At 67.7% G+C, this 15,214-nt stretch carries 11 protein-coding genes; 2 read left to right on the top strand and 9 right to left on the bottom strand.

Translation table 11 applies throughout. The annotated features are described in order from the left end of the window. Positions 1 to 9 precede the first annotated feature (9 nt). Positions 10 to 2,169, top strand: a complete 2,160-nt coding sequence (locus tag ACIA12_RS03680) for a M6 family metalloprotease domain-containing protein (protein ID WP_396365247.1) — start codon at positions 10 to 12, stop codon at positions 2,167 to 2,169. Between the two features lie 15 nt (positions 2,170 to 2,184). Here the strand turns inward: ACIA12_RS03680 and ACIA12_RS03675 are convergent, their stop codons facing one another. The 4 genes from ACIA12_RS03675 to ACIA12_RS03660 all read right to left on the bottom strand — a co-directional run bounded on the left by ACIA12_RS03675 (position 2,185) and on the right by ACIA12_RS03660 (position 4,488). After that, entirely contained in the window at positions 2,185 to 2,673 is a 489-nt protein-coding gene (locus tag ACIA12_RS03675; protein ID WP_396365246.1) for a MarR family transcriptional regulator, read from the bottom strand. A gap of 40 nt (positions 2,674 to 2,713) precedes the next feature. Continuing rightward, on the bottom strand, positions 2,714 to 3,154 hold the full coding sequence (locus ACIA12_RS03670) for an anthrone oxygenase family protein (protein ID WP_396365245.1): 441 nt from the start codon (positions 3,152 to 3,154) through the stop codon (positions 2,714 to 2,716). Beyond that, positions 3,154 to 3,792 carry an NAD(P)-dependent oxidoreductase gene (locus tag ACIA12_RS03665; RefSeq protein WP_396365244.1) on the bottom strand — a complete coding sequence of 213 codons (639 nt, stop codon included), beginning with the start codon at positions 3,790 to 3,792 and terminating at the stop codon, positions 3,154 to 3,156. The genes ACIA12_RS03670 and ACIA12_RS03665 overlap by 1 nt, the downstream gene beginning before the upstream one ends. A 72-nt stretch (positions 3,793 to 3,864) precedes the next feature. Further along, entirely contained in the window at positions 3,865 to 4,488 is a 624-nt protein-coding gene (locus ACIA12_RS03660; protein WP_396365243.1) for a histone deacetylase, read from the bottom strand. Between the two features lie 147 nt (positions 4,489 to 4,635). Between ACIA12_RS03660 and ACIA12_RS03655 the strand changes: the two genes are divergently transcribed. Next, positions 4,636 to 6,684 (top strand): phosphocholine-specific phospholipase C, encoded by a 2,049-nt coding sequence (locus ACIA12_RS03655; protein WP_396365242.1) that lies wholly within the window; start codon positions 4,636 to 4,638, stop codon positions 6,682 to 6,684. A gap of 1,863 nt (positions 6,685 to 8,547) precedes the next feature. Here ACIA12_RS03655 and ACIA12_RS03650 read toward each other — a convergent pair. The 5 genes from ACIA12_RS03650 to ispH are packed head-to-tail and all read right to left on the bottom strand — an operon-like array spanning position 8,548 to position 15,205. Further along, entirely contained in the window at positions 8,548 to 11,106 is a 2,559-nt protein-coding gene (locus ACIA12_RS03650) for an ATP-binding protein (RefSeq protein ID WP_396365241.1), read from the bottom strand. 4 nt (positions 11,107 to 11,110) lie between these two features. After that, on the bottom strand, positions 11,111 to 12,376 hold the full coding sequence (locus ACIA12_RS03645; protein WP_396365240.1) for a DUF6923 family protein: 1,266 nt from the start codon (positions 12,374 to 12,376) through the stop codon (positions 11,111 to 11,113). A gap of 14 nt (positions 12,377 to 12,390) precedes the next feature. Beyond that, entirely contained in the window at positions 12,391 to 13,158 is a 768-nt protein-coding gene (locus ACIA12_RS03640) for a hypothetical protein (RefSeq protein WP_396365239.1), read from the bottom strand. Continuing rightward, positions 13,155 to 14,273, bottom strand: coding sequence for a flavodoxin-dependent (E)-4-hydroxy-3-methylbut-2-enyl-diphosphate synthase (gene ispG / locus ACIA12_RS03635; protein WP_396365238.1), 1,119 nt, complete (start codon positions 14,271 to 14,273; stop codon positions 13,155 to 13,157). Before ispG ends, ACIA12_RS03640 begins: the two co-directional genes overlap by 4 nt. Then, positions 14,270 to 15,205 (bottom strand): 4-hydroxy-3-methylbut-2-enyl diphosphate reductase, encoded by a 936-nt coding sequence (gene ispH / locus ACIA12_RS03630; protein ID WP_396365237.1) that lies wholly within the window; start codon positions 15,203 to 15,205, stop codon positions 14,270 to 14,272. The genes ispG and ispH overlap by 4 nt, the downstream gene beginning before the upstream one ends. Positions 15,206 to 15,214 lie beyond the last annotated feature (9 nt).

The following is a 15,214-nucleotide window of genomic DNA, read 5'->3' as shown; positions in this document are numbered from 1 at the left end:
ACTCCGCCCGTGTCTGAGCAACGAAAGCTTCGGCTTGCCCTGCGCGCGACCGCTCTGCTGGCCGCCGTCTCGATTCCCGGCCTCGCGTTCGCGGCACCCGGTACACCGGCTGCCCGGCCGGTCGCCGACGCCGGACCGGCCGCCGCGTCCGTAGTACCGGCGGCTGAGAAGCCGGATCCCGTCAACCCTTGGCAGTTCGACCACTGGCCTCAGCAGCAGCCGTGGCAGGAGTCGGAGTTCGCGGCGAAACGCGTCGCGCAGCCCGGCTTCGGACAGGCCATCGACCCGCAGAACTGGGTCAACCCGGACCACATGACGTGGGCCGACTACAAGAAGCCGCCCGGTACGAACTGGGCCGACCCGAGCAAGAAGGGCTCGGTCCGGACGTTCAAGGGCGCGCTGGTGCTCGTCGACTACCCGAACCAGCCGTTCGTGATCACCCAGCCGAAGGCGTCGACGCCGTTCGGCAACCCGAGCGCCGAGGCCAATGGCATTCCGCGCGATCAGGTCGCCGACTTCTACCGCGACTTCCTCAACAAGCCCGGCGCGCTCAACCGCGGCCACACCATCCACGAGTACTGGATGGAGGATTCAGGCGGCCGGTACGGTGTCGACCTGACCTCCTTCGGCGCGTACCGGCTGCCTGGCAAGTCGTACGAGTACGGCATGGAGTTCCAGGGCGGCACGGCCTGCCCCGCCGGTGACAACTGCAACAAGAACCTGCGCACCGACGCCCGCGCGGCCTGGGTCGCCGACCAGGGTGCCGAAGTACCGGCCGGGTTCGACTTCGTGTACTACCTCAGCGCCGGCCAGGACGAGTCGTCGACCTGGCAGGAGTTCGGGTCGATGAAGTTCCCGACCAAGGAAGACGTCACCGACGACTTCGGCCCGCCGGACCCGGCGCTGCCGAACTGGTCGCTGACCCGGTACGTCCCGTGGACCTCGTGGGCGTCGGGCTCGACGCTGTGGCCCAACGCCGGCGGCGGTTCGACGACGCAGGCCGAGAGCTCCGGTATGTCCGTCTTCGCCCACGAACTGAGCCACATCCTCGGGATCGGCGACAACTACAACAACCCGTTCGGCATCCCGGCGCGACGCGACTACTCCGGTCCGTGGGAGATGCTCAGCCGTGGCACCTTCAACGGTCCCGGCGGTCCCCACAGCCGGTGGATGATCCCGGCGACCGGTGGTGCGTCGATGGGCGCGCAACACATGCTGCGCAACAAGATCAAGCTGCAGATGGTCGACGAGCAGAACGTACTACGGCTGTCGCGCGAGGCCCTCGCACAATCCGGGCTGGTGGTCGCCGACGTCACCGCCCGCGCGATCCAGCCGGGCGCCGAGGACCTGTCCGGCATCAACATCGCGCTCGGCACCGGCGACCTCTCCCCCAAGTGCGACGTCAGCACCGACCCGATGTGCGACGGCGGCGGCTACAACAACTACACGATCGAGGTCGTCGACCGGGTCGGCACCGACTCGTTCACACCCGATGCCGGCGTCCTGCTCACCAAGACCAAGAACCAGGACGCCGCGCCGTTCGAGTGGGTCATCGACGCGAATCCGCAGGACATCAACATGACCGACTACGTACTGCCCGACGGCACCAAGGTCCCGATCACGATCGGCGACTACCGCCAGTTGTCCGACGCGCTCTTCCATGCCGGTACCAACTCGGGCAGCGAGTACGAGTACGTCGACCAGGCGAACCGGCTGCACTTCTACATCACCAACGTGCACCGCAACGCCAAGGGCGAGCTGTCCTACACGGTCGCGATCCGCTCCCTCGACGGCGCCGGCCCGCAGCGGCGCGGCGTCCGGGTGCGGCCGACGGTCGGCCTTCCGGGCAGTGCCGGCGTCAGCACCTGCGTCTTCCCGCTGACCAACACCGGCAAGACGGCACCGCCGCAAGGTACGCATCCAGAGGACGTCGCGAAGTACCTGAACAACGACGTCTACCGCTTGTCCGCCAAGATCACCGGCAAGGGCTGGACCCTCTCCCTCCCGAACGCCCTGGCCACCGCCAAAACCGGCGCCACCATCAACGTCCCGGTCCAGGCCAAGGCCACCGCCAAGGCGAGTCACCTGGCCAGCATCACCTTCACCGCCACCTCAGAATCCGACCCCACCAAGAACGCCACCACCACCTGCCTGGCCATCGCCAAGTAGCTTTCGAGCCGCTGGTCAGGCCTCGGCGAGGGTGCTCGTCGCGGTCTGGCCGGCGGCGGTGGTGCGTTGGAGGAAGTCGGAGAGGAGCTCCAGGTCGGCGGCTGAGTAGTCGGCCAGGAGCTGGTCCATCTTGGTGTTCATGCCCGCGTACAGCTTGAAGACCTCGGCGCTGCGGTCGCGGAGGGCGCGGACCTGGACAGCTCTTCGGTCTGCCGCGTCGGGGTCGCGCTCGCGGGTGACCCAGCCGCCCTTCTGCAGCCGGTCGAGGATGCCGGTCATCGTTGCCGGGTGCAGGCCGGCCCGGCGGGCGATCTCGCTCGGGCTCAGCGGGCCGTGCCTGGTGATGAGATCGAGGCAGTCCAGGTCGATGTCCTTGAGCTCGAGACGCGCGCCGACCTGATGGTTGAGCAGGCTGAGCTGGTTGCTCAGCTCGCGCAACGAGTCCTTGATCTCGGCCGCCAGCCGGCGCCGCCGCCGCGCGTCGTGGGCTGTTACCGGATTCATAAGATCTGCCCCTCGTGTTGTACGAATCTCGAACAACACCTTACTCAGCCGATTTCTCCGGTACGCCGATCAGCAGGGCGAACGCTCCGATCGCGGCAACCGTCCGAAGGAGATGCGCGAACTGCCACCGGTCCCGGATGTCGGCCCAGTCGGCGGGTGGACTGGCGATCGCCCAGCCGGTCTGGTCGTGGTTGATCGGCAGGTTGACGGCGAGGGTCAGTGCGAAGACACCGGCCAGGAGGACGAGTGCGGCGATCGTCGTCGCGCGGCGGGACCGTAGTACCAGCACGGCTGTCGTGATGATTGCCGGGAGCAACGTCACGCTGGCCAGGGCGTCGAGCTGGACGAGTTCGACCTGGCGCACCTGGGTGTAGACGTGTGCGTCGAAGCGCCGCAGGGACTGCTCCAGGACGAGTACCGTCAGCAGGAAGCCGGCGAAGAGCCCGGCGAACCAGATGTTGGCGAGCCTGATGAACCTCATCAGTACGCGATGCCGACCGCGTGGCCGATCGTCTCCGGCATGGCGAGGGCGGCGAGCATGTAGTGAGCGGTGTCTTCGCGGGAGATCGACAGGCCGCGCGGAAGGTTGGCATCCAGTGCCGTCCGATAGACACCAGTGACCTGCTTGCTGACCAGCTTCGGTGGGCGGACGACCGTCCACTCGACGCCGCTCGCCGCGAGCTCCGCTTCCATCAACGCGAGATCGGCATACGTCTCCTTCAGCATCCACCCGAAGAACGGATGGATGAACGCCCGGTTGAGCAAGCTGTCGCCTTCGGGAATCGGCCCGACGGGCGCCGCGCTGACCCCGACGTACCGACGTACTCCGACCTCCCGCATCGCCTCGACGATCGCCCTTGTCGAGGTGGAGGTCACCGGCCCGTCCTTCCTTCCGCGCGGCCCGATCCCCGACACCACCGCCTCGGCCCCGTCAACCGCCCCGACCAAGTCGGCGGCCACCGTCACCCCCGACACCTTCACCACTTCGAGCGCCGGGTGCCGCACGTCGTACCGCGCCGACTCCCGCACCACTGCCACCACTTTGTGCCCCGCCTCGAGCGCCTGCTCCACCACCGACGCCCCGATCCGCCCAGTCGCCCCGAACACCGTGATCCGCATGCCCCTCACCTCTCTCGTCGTCTAATATCTAGAACGTATCATATGAGTTTCATACGATATGAGATGTGTGAGCTACTCCACCACGGCCGCGACCAACTCCTCCCGATCCCAACGGCCTTTCACCCCGACGGCGGCACCGAGATAGTCGGCGATCTCGCTCGCGTTCCACCCGTGCGCCTCACGCAGGCCGGCGGCGATCCATCGGAGGTACGCCGCACTGGGTGCAGATGGTTCGAGGTCAGCCGCCTCGCCGTGCGTCATGGTCAGCATCGGTACGCCGTCGCGCAGGCCTACCCGGGTGATGGTCTCGTAGCGGCCAGGGCCCATCGCGTGCATTGTCTCGACGGTCTGAGCGACTGCACTGAGCGCCAGGGCGAAGGGGCCGCCGGGTGGGCGGCGCATCTCCTGGGCGACGACGTCGGCGAACTGGTCGGTGGTGATCAGGTACGCGCGAGCGGCGACCCGCGTTACGGCGTACGGGTCGTAGAAGGCGCTGCCTCCGGTCCAGACCTTCGACTCGCCGGAGAAGACCAGGCCGCCGGGGATCTGGAGGCTGAGGACGTCCGCGGGGTCGCTCGGATCGCGGCAGCCGACGTAGTCGCGCATGCCGCCTTTGGGGCGTCCGCCTGCGACGTAACAGCGGAACCGGCTCAGTGCGAGGTTCGAGCCGTAAGCGACGTACCAGATGCTGTTCAAACGTTAACCCCGTCCGTTACAGCTTGCAACCGTTCGAAATGAACAACAAACTTCATATTCCGTCCATCTGGAGTTCCGGTTAGGGTGCCTCGGAAGCAGCGCTGGTGCTGAACGCTCCATCCGTCCCGCCCGATGAGGAGATCCGTCATGCCAGATCTGAACCGCCGCAGGTTTCTGCAGCTAGCCGGCGGCACCGCCGCGTTCGCGGCCATGTCCAGCAGTATCGAACAGGCCGCCGCCATCCCGGCCAACCGCCGGACCGGCAGCATCGAGGACGTCGAGCACATCGTCGTGCTGATGCAGGAGAACCGGTCCTTCGACCACTACTTCGGGTCGCTGAAGGGCGTCCGCGGCTTCGGCGACCCGCGGCCGGTCACGCTGCCGAGTGGCAAGTCGGTCTTCCACCAGTCGGACGGGACCAAGGACGTGCTGCCGTTCCACCCGGTGGCCGACGACCTCGGACTCCAGTTCCTGCAGGGGCTCGCGCACAGCTGGCCGGACGGTCACGCCGCCTACAACAACGGCAAGTTCGACAAGTGGGTGCCGGCCAAGACGGCGCCGACGATGGCCTACCTCACCCGCGAGGACATCCCGTTCCACTACGCACTCGCCGACAAGTTCACCGTCTGCGACGCGTACCACTGCTCGTTCATCGGCGCGACCGACCCGAACCGGTACTACATGTGGACCGGCTACACGGGTAACGACGGAACGGGCGGCGGCCCGGTGCTCGGCAACGACGAGGCCGGCTACGGCTGGACGACGTACCCGGAGCGGCTGGAGAAGGCCGGTGTTTCCTGGAAGATCTACCAGGACATGGGCGACGGTCTCGACGCGAACGGCAGCTGGGGCTGGATCGAGGACGCGTACCGCGGCAACTACGGCGACAACTCGTTGCTGTACTTCAACAAGTACCGCAACGCCGCGCCGGGTGACCCGCTCTATGAGAAGGCCCGGACCGGTACCAACGCCAAGGCCGGCGACGGTCTGTTCGACCATCTCCGCGCGGATGTGAAGAACGGCAACCTTCCGCAGATCTCCTGGATCGCGGCACCCGAGGCGTTCACCGAGCACTCGAACTTCCCGTCGAACTACGGCGCCTGGTACATCTCGCAGGTCCTCGACGCGCTCACCTCGGACCCCGATGTGTGGAGCAAGACGGCGTTCTTCATCACCTACGACGAGAACGACGGCTTCTTCGACCACGTCGTACCACCGCTGCCGCCGACGTCTGCCAACCAGGGCCTGTCGACGGTCGATGTCAGCGCCGATCTGTTCGCCGGCGGCGGAGGCTACGTCGCCGGACCGTACGGTCTCGGTCCGCGCGTACCGATGATCGTCGTCTCGCCCTGGAGCACCGGCGGGTACAACTGCTCCGAGACGTTCGACCACACGTCGATCATCCGGTTCATGGAGCGCCGGTTCGGGGTCCACGAGCCGAACATCTCGCCCTGGCGGCGGGCCATCTGCGGCGACCTGACGTCGGCGTTCGACTTCAGCGCCGACGCCCGGCAGCCCGGGCAGTTGCCGGACACGTCGGCGTACCAGCCGCCGGATGGCGACCGGCACCCGACCTTCCGGGTCAGCCCTCCCGCGGTCGGCGAGATGCCGGTCCAGGAGCCCGGCTCGCGGCGTACCAGGCCGTTGCCCTACTCCCCCTATGTCGATGGCACCACGCAGGGCGGCAAGTACCAGCTGACGTTCTCGTCCGGCACCGGCGCCGGTTCCGCCTTCCTGATCACCTCGCCGAAGCGCACCGATGGCCCCTGGACGTACACGGCCGAAGCCGGCAAATCGATCGCGGACACCTGGAACACGGCGTACTCCGGCGGCGTCACCGACCTGACGGTCCACGGCCCGAACGGCTTCCTCCGTACCTTCCGGAGCAGCCCCAGCACCGCCCTCGAGATCACCGCCCGGCACAACGACACCACCGGCGACCTCGACTTCACGCTGACCAACAGCAGCGCGCAGGACGTCATCTTCACCCTGACGAACTCCTACGACGGCCGGCCGAAGCGCCTGAAGGTCCTCAAGGGCCGCACGTCGCAGTACAAACTGAACATCCACCACAGCAAGCAGTGGTACGACGTATCCGTCGTGGCTGACACCGACTCCACCTTCCTCCGCCGCTTCGCCGGTCACGTAGAAACAGGCGAAGCCGGCATCAGCGATCCCGCCATCATCACCGCATAACACCCACTGGTTGTCCTGCTCCGGCATCCCCGGGGCAGGACAACCGACGGATGCCTTCGCCCAACCGGCGCATGGCACCCACCCGTACTCGCGTTGCGCCCCACGGTCTTGAGCCCACCCGAGCCCATCGGCGGTTGACCGCGTGGGGTGAGCGGCTCGTCTGGCGTTGGGTGGGCCGGCGCATTGGCCCACCCGTACCCGCGATGCGCCCCACCGTCTTGAGCCCACCCGAACCCATCGGCAGCTGACCGCATGGGGTGGACGGCCCGTCTGGCGTTGGGTGGGCCGGCGCATCGCCCCACCCGTACCCGCGATGCGCCCCACCGTCTTGAGCCCACCCAAACCCATCGGCAGCTGACCGCATCGGGTGAGCGGCTCGTCTGGCATCGGTCCGGCCGGCGCATTGCCCCACCCGTACCCGCGATGCGCCCCACCGTCTTGAGCCCACCCGAACCCATCGGCGGTTGACCGCATCGGGTGAGCGGCTCGTCTGGCATCGGTCCGGCCGGCGCATTGCCCCACCCGTACCCGCGATGCGCCCCGCCGTCTTGAGCCCACCCGAACCCATCGGCAGTTGACCGCGTGGGGTGGACGGCCCGTCTGGCGTTGGTTGATCCGGCGCATGGACCCGCCCGTGCCCGCGTTGCGTGGCAGCGTCTTGAGCCCACCCGAACCACAGGCGGTCAGCCGCATGGGGTGAGCGACTCGTCTGGCGTTGGGTGGGCCGGCGCATTGCCCCACCCGGACCCGCGACGCGTCCCACCGTCTTGAGCCCGCCCGAACCACAGGCGGTTAGCCGCGTGGGGTGAGGGGCTCGTCTGGCGTTGGGTGGGCCGGCGCATTGCCCCACCCGTGCCCGCGATGCGCCCGACCGTCTTGAGCCCGCCCGAACCCATCGGCGGTTGACCGCGTGGGGTGGACGGCCCGTCTGGCGTTGGGTGGGCTGGCGCATGGAGCCGCCGGTGCCCGCGTTGCGTGGCAGCGTCTTGAGCCCACCCGAACCACAGGCGGTCAGCCGCATGGAGTGAACGACTCGTCTGGCGTTGGGTGGGCCGGCGCATTGGCCCACCCGTACCCGCGATGCGCCCCACCGTCTTGAGCCCACCCAAACCCATCGGCGGTTAAACGCGTGGAGTGGGCGGCCCGTCTGGCGTTGGGTGGGCCGGCGCATCGCCCCGCCGGTGCCCGCATTGCGTGGCAGCGTCTTGAGCCCACCAAAACCACAGGCGATCGGCCGGTCGGGTGATTGGCCCGTCTGGCGGAGGCGAGCCACCGCAGCTGTTTAGCTGATTTCGGCACGACCGACGGACCGGCCGATCGCCAACGCTCCGCGGCTTGACCTGCGTCGGAGGGGTCGATGGTCTGCATTCACTCCAGGCGCTTCGGCATCCACCAAAGCCGGTGTGCCGATCGACAGGTAGTGCACCCCAAGACGGTGTACGCGGGATTGCCCCGCGCGCTCAGGTGCACTAGATGGTCTCTACTACCTCCTGTCCGTCGGTACGCCTCTTCACCGTGGCCGGCGCCTCGGCATCCAGCCCCCGGTCGAGGTCGCATCCAGCGCCACGAGGCCGTACCCGCCGCGAACGAGTTGGCGCGACGACTGCCACCTCCTCGACCTGGAGCTCCCCAGGGAGCACCGCTCAGGTTGAGGCCCATCAAAGGTCTGATTGCGTCAGCATCCAGGCGGAGCCGAGGTGGTACCCAGCACCACGAGCCTGTACCCCCGGCGGCGGTGCAGCCACGCCTAGGTTGCGGTGATTCGAAGGGGTCGGCGCCGTCAGCATCCGGCTAGCGCCGAGGTGGCGCCCAGCGCCACGAGGCTGTAGCCCGCGGGCGATAGTGCAACTGCTGCGGGCGGAGTCAGTGGGTCAGGTGGGGGGCCAAGTCATGACGGGAGTGGATTTCCAGTTTTCTCATGGCGTGGGAGAGGTGGTCTTCGACCGTGCTGACCGACAGGGTGAGGGTGGCGGCTATTCGGGTGTTGCTGAGGCCTTCGGCGGCTAGGCGGGCGACCTCCAGCTCGCGGGGGGACAGGGCGTTGCCGTAGCCTCGGCGGCCTCGTTTGGGGGTGATGGGGACGCCGGCATTGCGGAGGGCCTCGCGGCAGCGGCGGGCGTCGCCTCGGGCGCTCATTGCTTCGTAGACGTTTGCTATGGATATGAGGTCGGCGGGCTGACCGTTGGCCAGTAGGAGCAGGCCGCGGGCTTCCAGTGCGATGCATTCGTCGTAGTGGCGGCCGATTGCTCGGTACTGCTCGGCGGCGGTGGTGAACAGGTCTACGGACTGCTCTACGACGGCGCGTGCCAGGCACAAAGCGGCAGTAGCCGCTGGCGCGTCGCGGTCGCTCACTCCGGAGGCAAACTTTGCTACCAGTTCATGGGTGGGCGCGCAGATTATGAGGTCGCCGGCCCAGGACCAGCCGTCCTTGCGGTGTACCAGGGCGATGCATTCGTCCAGGGCGACGTCGGTATGGCGGTGGAGGGCGGCGAGTGCTGCTGCATGAAGAGGCCAAGGGCCGTGAGTAGTTGCAGCGAGGACTGATTCGAGGAGTTGTTTGCCTCCGGCAAGGTCCCCTTGGGCTAGGCGGAGGCGGCCGTCGACCAGGTCTAGTTCGGCGCGCACGAAGGGGAGATTGGTTTCGGCGCGGGCTCGGGCCAGGCGGTCGGCGAGGCCGGTCCAGTTGCCGGCGGTGAAGTCCAGGCGGGCTCGGATGGCGGCGATTGCTGTTCTGGTGAAGGCGGTCTCGGTTTCGGCGGCACGGTCCAGTAGTGCCGTACTGCGCCGGTCGTGTCCCAACCACGCCAACAGGCTCGCGACCTCGACACCATCAGCCTCGTCGATTTCGCCGAGCGCCAACCGGAAGCGCGCCTGATTCCGCCGTACTGCGAGTTGCGCCTCCCCCTCCGAATCCTCCGCATACTCACCGACCAACAGCAGCGCACGCTCCAAAAAGTCCCCCTGCTCCCCAACAGCCTCGGGCCCCAAGGTCGGCACCGCCAACGCCGACAGCGCCCAAGCAGCCGACTCCGGATCCGAACCCAGTTCGCTGACAGCCGCGGCCAACTCCTTCCTCCCAGCACAAACCGAGCCCGCCTGCTCCTGCAGCAACAACCCAAGCGCCAACCGCAATCGTCCACGACCAGCACTGGCCACAGTGGAATCAGCCAGCACACTCCTCATCGCAGCAAGAGCATCGTCAAGCTGCCCAGTAGACGACGCGGCCTGCCCGAGCTTGACCGCCAGCCGCGCACGATCTCCCCAAGTCAGCGCTTCGCTCCGAAGCATCTCCGTCAACTGGCCAACAGCCGCAGCATGATCGCCCCGCCGCACAGCATGCTCCGCGGCCAGTTCGGAATGGATCATCCAGTCACCAAGAGCTCCACCCAGACGAGAATGCGTTGCGATCTCAGCGTGATCCGGCGGCTCGACCGCGGCCAGCGCACCAGCGGCCCGCCGATGCAGACGCCGTAGCTCATCAGGCGGGATCGTCTCGTAGATCGCCCGACGAGCGAGCGCGTGGCGCAGGTCGTACAGGCCCGGCTTCGGTTCACCAAACAGGCCACGAGCGAGACCGGTGTCCATCGCGGTCGTCAGCTGAGAGCCGGAGACCTCCGCAACAGCGCCCAGGATCGCCTCCGACATGGGCGCATCCAGTACGGCGGCCGCCCGGACCACCTCGCGGCAGAAGTCCGGGAGCCGCTGGAGACGGATCGAGAGCGAGGCTCGCAACCCAACAGGCGCGGGCTTGTCCGCCAGGGCACGGATCAGCGCGCGACCATCGCCCCTGCACAGCGTCTCGTCGCGCAGCAACTCCTCGATGACGAACGGCAGACCTCCAGTGCGCTTGACCAATTCGTCAGCCAATGCAGGAGGCAACGACTTCACGCCGAGCAGGCCGGCAGCCAGTTCCTGTACCGCGGGAGGCTCCAACGGACGAACCCGTACTTCGGTCGCCCGCGCCCCCGCCGGAACGCAGCCGGCCAAGGCCGTGATCTCGGCAGAATGCTGGGTGTCCTCCTGCCGATAGGTGCCGATCAGCACCAACTCCCGCGGCAGCCGGCCCGCGAGAAACCGCAACAGCTGCAAGGTTCCTGAGTCGGCCCACTGCAGATCCTCCACCACGAGGACGGTCGGTCCCGGGCCCGACAGTTGCTCGACCACAGAGCTGAAGACGGCGTGACGCGTACCCGAGCGCAGTACCGGCTCCCCGATCGCCTCCATCACCGGAGCCAACGGCGCCTGGTCCTCCACCGGCCGGCACTGGCCCCACAACCATCTCGCAGCGTGCGATCCCTGGACCTCCGCGACCAGCCGGGACTTCCCGACCCCCGCTTCCCCGACGACCAGCACCAGCCCCGGTACGGCGCGCACCGCGTTTCGTAGTGCTCGGAGCTCGTGCTGCCTCCCCACCAACTTCACGGGTTCACCGGCGCATTCGGCGTTGGGCGGCCATTGCGGCGCCTCCAGCGAGGACCATCAAGAGAGTCGCCAAGGACCACCGGCGGAGCACTTGGACCGTCCGGTCGGGCGGAGGCGGAGTGGCTGCCTTCTGCGGAGCGATGGTGATCTCCGAAGGAGTCGGCTGGATCGGACGCGGGGTCGGCGTGGGCGTTGGAGTCGGAGTCGTGGGAGGCGGCAAAGGCAACGGCGGATCAGCCACCGGACTGGGGGTCGGAGTGGGCGTCGGCCTCACAGAATCCCGCGGCGGCGGAGGCAGCGCAGGGGCAGGGGTAGGCGTAGGCGGAGGCGAATGCGTGGGAGTCCGGGTAGGGGTCGGAGTGGGCTTAGGAGTCGGCGTAGGTGTCGGAGTAGGCGGCGGAGGCGGCGGCGCAGGCGGAGGTGCCGTGTAGAGACACCCAGCAGCATCAGACCCGAGCGCTGCCGGCAGGGAGCCCAGCACACTCGATGACCCGTCCAGCCCAACCCGATACAGCTCACTGCGAACTCCATACCCCGTCCGCACGGCGTACAGGACACCGCCCGACATCACCACCGAGCTGTACGAATCCCGCCCGGGTATCCCCCGCACCGTAGCGACGACCTTCACCTTCCCCCGTTCAGGATCCAGACTGACCACCCGGGCCCTCGGGCCTGACGTCGAGATCCCATACAGCAACCCGTCCGACGGATTCATCGCGAAGTCGTCCACCGACAGCGCCAGCAGCACCGACGACAGATGCACCACCCGAACCACCGACTTGTACGTCGAGCTGCCCGGGTCGATGTCCATCGTGTAGAGCCGATGCCCATCCCGCAGGTACAGCCGCGACCCCGCCACCGCCCCGGCGGTCGGGTCGGCGACCCCACCGACACCGACCCTCACCTGACCGAGATCGGTGACGGCGCCGCGGCGATCGACGGTCACCAGGTGCGGCCGTCGACGCAACCACCCCGACTTGTCGCGGGATGCGATCCCGTAGACCAGGTTCTGCCCCTTCGAGTACCCGGCCGCGTTGATCTGGTAGTCCAGCCGCCCGAGGTCGGTACTGCGACCAGACGGCAACTCCACCAGCGCCAGCCGCGACAAAGAGGTGTACCCCGGCGTCTGGAACTGCAGCATCGAGCAGACGACGGCAGCCTCCGACGGGGCCGCCCCCACCAGTACGGTCGTCAGACACGCGAGGACGAAGGCACCCACGCCCGCCGACGCACGCAGTACGGGGCGTACGCCGGCGAGCGGGGCAATCAAGGGACGGACCATCGTCAGCCGCCGTGACTCAGCCTGGCCAAGGCGGATATGAACGCGTCCGGCCCGACGCTCGCGCCACCGCTGAACGGGTTCTGCAACTGGTAGATCGCGAACAGCAGCAGGCCGATCGCGCCGGACAGCATCGAGACGATGATCGCGTACGAGTACAGCCCCGGTCCGCCGAACATGAACATCAGCGCCACCGACATGACGCTGCCGACCATGATCGCGAACCAGACGACCGAGCTGACCCCGCTGCCCGCCGAGTTCAGCCGCACCTGCCTTGCCTGGTACACGTTCCAGACCTGGGCGGCAGCGTCGACGCGACTGTTCTCCTGCCGCTCGGTCGTCGTCTTCGCGTGCTCGACCGTCGTCTGCAGGTCGGTCAGCAGCGTCCACCCCTCGGCACTGACCGGCCGGCCCGCCTGCATGTCCGGCCACTCCTGCTCGGAGACCACGGTCGCGTACGAACGCGTCAACTGCTGGACCTTGGCCCGGTCGGCCGGCGCGAGCGACTCACTCGCCCACTGCACCGCGACGAGCGAGTCCGCTTCCTGGTACGTCGTGTCCTGTGCCTTGTCCATCGCGTCGAACAGCGAGATCAGCACGAACGCCGCGATCACCACGTTCACCCCACCGACGACGGTGAAGACCTGGCCGGCCACCTCGTTGTTCGCCTCGCGCCCCACCCGCTGCCGGGCACGCCGCAGGATGACCGCCAGGACCGCGGTCACCGCCATCACCCCGATCACCCAGAAAAGCCCACTCACCAACAGATTCATATGTCGTCCTCACTGCGTGCAGGCCACTCGTGGCTCATCGCCTCCTCGAGCAGCGCCTCGACGATCTGGCTCTCCGGGACGGTCCGGACGATCTCCCCCTTCACGAAGATCTGGCCCTTGCCGTTGCCCGACGACACCCCGAGATCGGCCTCTCGCGCCTCGCCGGGTCCGTTGACGACGCAGCCCATGACGGCGACCCGGAGCGGTACCGGGAAGCCTTCGAACGCGGCCGTCACCTGCTCGGCCAGCTTGTAGACGTCCACCTGCGCGCGCCCGCAGGACGGGCAGGAGACGATCTCCAGCCGGCGCGGCCGCAGTCCGAGCGATTCGAGGATGCCGATCCCGACCTTCACCTCTTCGACCGGCGGCGCGGAAAGCGAGACCCGGATCGTGTCGCCGATCCCCTCCGCCAGCAGGACACCGAACGCGACGGCGGACTTGATCGTTCCCTGGAACAACGGCCCGGCCTCGGTCACGCCGAGATGCAGCGGATAGTCACACTTGCCCGCCAGCTCGCGATAAGCGGCCACCATCACGCGCGGGTCATGGTGTTTCACCGAGATCTTCAGATCGGTGAAGCCGTGCTCCTCGAACAGCGAGCACTCCCACAGCGCCGACTCCACCAGCGCCGCCGGAGTCGCTTTCCCGTACTTCGCCAGCAGCCGCTGGTCCAACGACCCCGCATTGACCCCGATCCGGATCGGCACCCGAGCCGCCGACGCCGCCTGCGCGATCTCGCGCACCTGGTCGTCGAACTTGCGGATGTTGCCCGGATTCACCCGTACCGCCGCACAGCCGGCGTCGATCGCGGCGAACACGTACCGCGGCTGGAAATGAATGTCGGCCACCACCGGTATCCCCGACTTGGCCGCGATCTCCGGCAACGCATCCGCATCATCCTGCGAAGGCACCGCCACCCGCACGATCTGACACCCAGCCGCCGTCAACTCAGCAATCTGCCGCAAAGTCGCTTCGACATCAGCCGTCGGAGTCGTCGTCATCGACTGCACAGAAACCGGAGCCCCACCCCCAACCGCCACACTCCCAACAGCCAGCGCGCGCGACTTACGCCGTATTACCGGCAGGTCCGGAATACCAAGCTGTACGGCCGTCATGAGTGCCTCACCGTGGAGGGGAGGGTGAAGTGGATTGTTTCTTCGGTGATTTCTCGTTCGACGACCTCGATCGGGCCGAACTCGCGGAGCCACTCGATGACGCCGTCGACGAGGCGTGGTGGTGCCGAGGCACCTGCTGTCAGGCCGATGGTGCGCACCCCGGCGAGCCAGTCGGCTTCGACTCCCGACGCGTCGTCGATCAGGTACGCCGGGGTGCCGTGCTTGTGCGCCAGCTCGACCAGCCGGCGCGAGTTGGACGAGTTGGTGGAACCGACCACCAGGACCAGGTCCGACTCCTCCGCGATCGCGGCGAGCGCCTCCTGCCGATTCGTCGTCGCGTAGCAGATGTCCGCCTCGGACGGCCCCTTCAAAGCGTGGAACTTGTTGCGCAAGGCATCCAAGATGGCCGTCGTCTCGTCCACCGCCAGCGTCGTCTGGGTCAGGTAGGAGACCCGCGAAGGATCCTCCACCTCCAGCCGGGCGACATCCTCGACCGTCTCGACCAGCAGCGTCTGATCCAGTGCCTCCCCCATCGTCCCCTCGACCTCCTCGTGACCCGCGTGGCCGATCAGGATGATGGTGTCGCCGCGGCCGGCGTACCGGCGTGCTTCGGCGTGCACCTTGGTGACGAGCGGGCAGGTCGCGTCGATGACGTCAAGCCCCCGACGATCCGCCTCACTGCGGACCGCCGGGGACACTCCATGGGCCGAGAACACGACCGTCGCGCCGTCCGGTACGGCGTCCAGCTCGTCCACGAACACCGCGCCCCGGCTCTCCAGGTCAGCGACGACGTGGGTGTTGTGAACGATCTGCTTGCGCACGTAGATCGGATGACTGCGCCGGTCGAGCAACTGCTCGACCACCTCGATGGCCCGCTCGACGCCCGCGCAGAACGAGCGCGGCGAAGCGAGCAGGATGGTGCGTGTCGTCATAGTTCCCCC

The organism is Kribbella sp. NPDC051620, from assembly GCF_044453825.1.
Classification (GTDB): domain Bacteria; phylum Actinomycetota; class Actinomycetes; order Propionibacteriales; family Kribbellaceae; genus Kribbella.
Note: the sequence above shows the minus strand (reverse complement) of the source record. Positions and strands in the feature narration are given on the sequence as shown.

Coding starts and splice junctions, on each gene's coding strand:
- ACIA12_RS03675 (WP_396365246.1), bottom strand. CDS start 2,673: ATGAATCCGGTAACAGCCCACGACGCGCGGCGGCGGCGCCGGCTGGCG.
- ACIA12_RS03670 (WP_396365245.1), bottom strand. CDS start 3,154: ATGAGGTTCATCAGGCTCGCCAACATCTGGTTCGCCGGGCTCTTCGCC.
- ACIA12_RS03665 (WP_396365244.1), bottom strand. CDS start 3,792: ATGCGGATCACGGTGTTCGGGGCGACTGGGCGGATCGGGGCGTCGGTG.
- ACIA12_RS03655 (WP_396365242.1), top strand. CDS start 4,636: ATGCCAGATCTGAACCGCCGCAGGTTTCTGCAGCTAGCCGGCGGCACC.
- ACIA12_RS03640 (WP_396365239.1), bottom strand. CDS start 13,158: ATGAATCTGTTGGTGAGTGGGCTTTTCTGGGTGATCGGGGTGATGGCG.
- ispG (WP_396365238.1), bottom strand. CDS start 14,273: ATGACGGCCGTACAGCTTGGTATTCCGGACCTGCCGGTAATACGGCGT.
- ispH (WP_396365237.1), bottom strand. CDS start 15,205: ATGACGACACGCACCATCCTGCTCGCTTCGCCGCGCTCGTTCTGCGCG.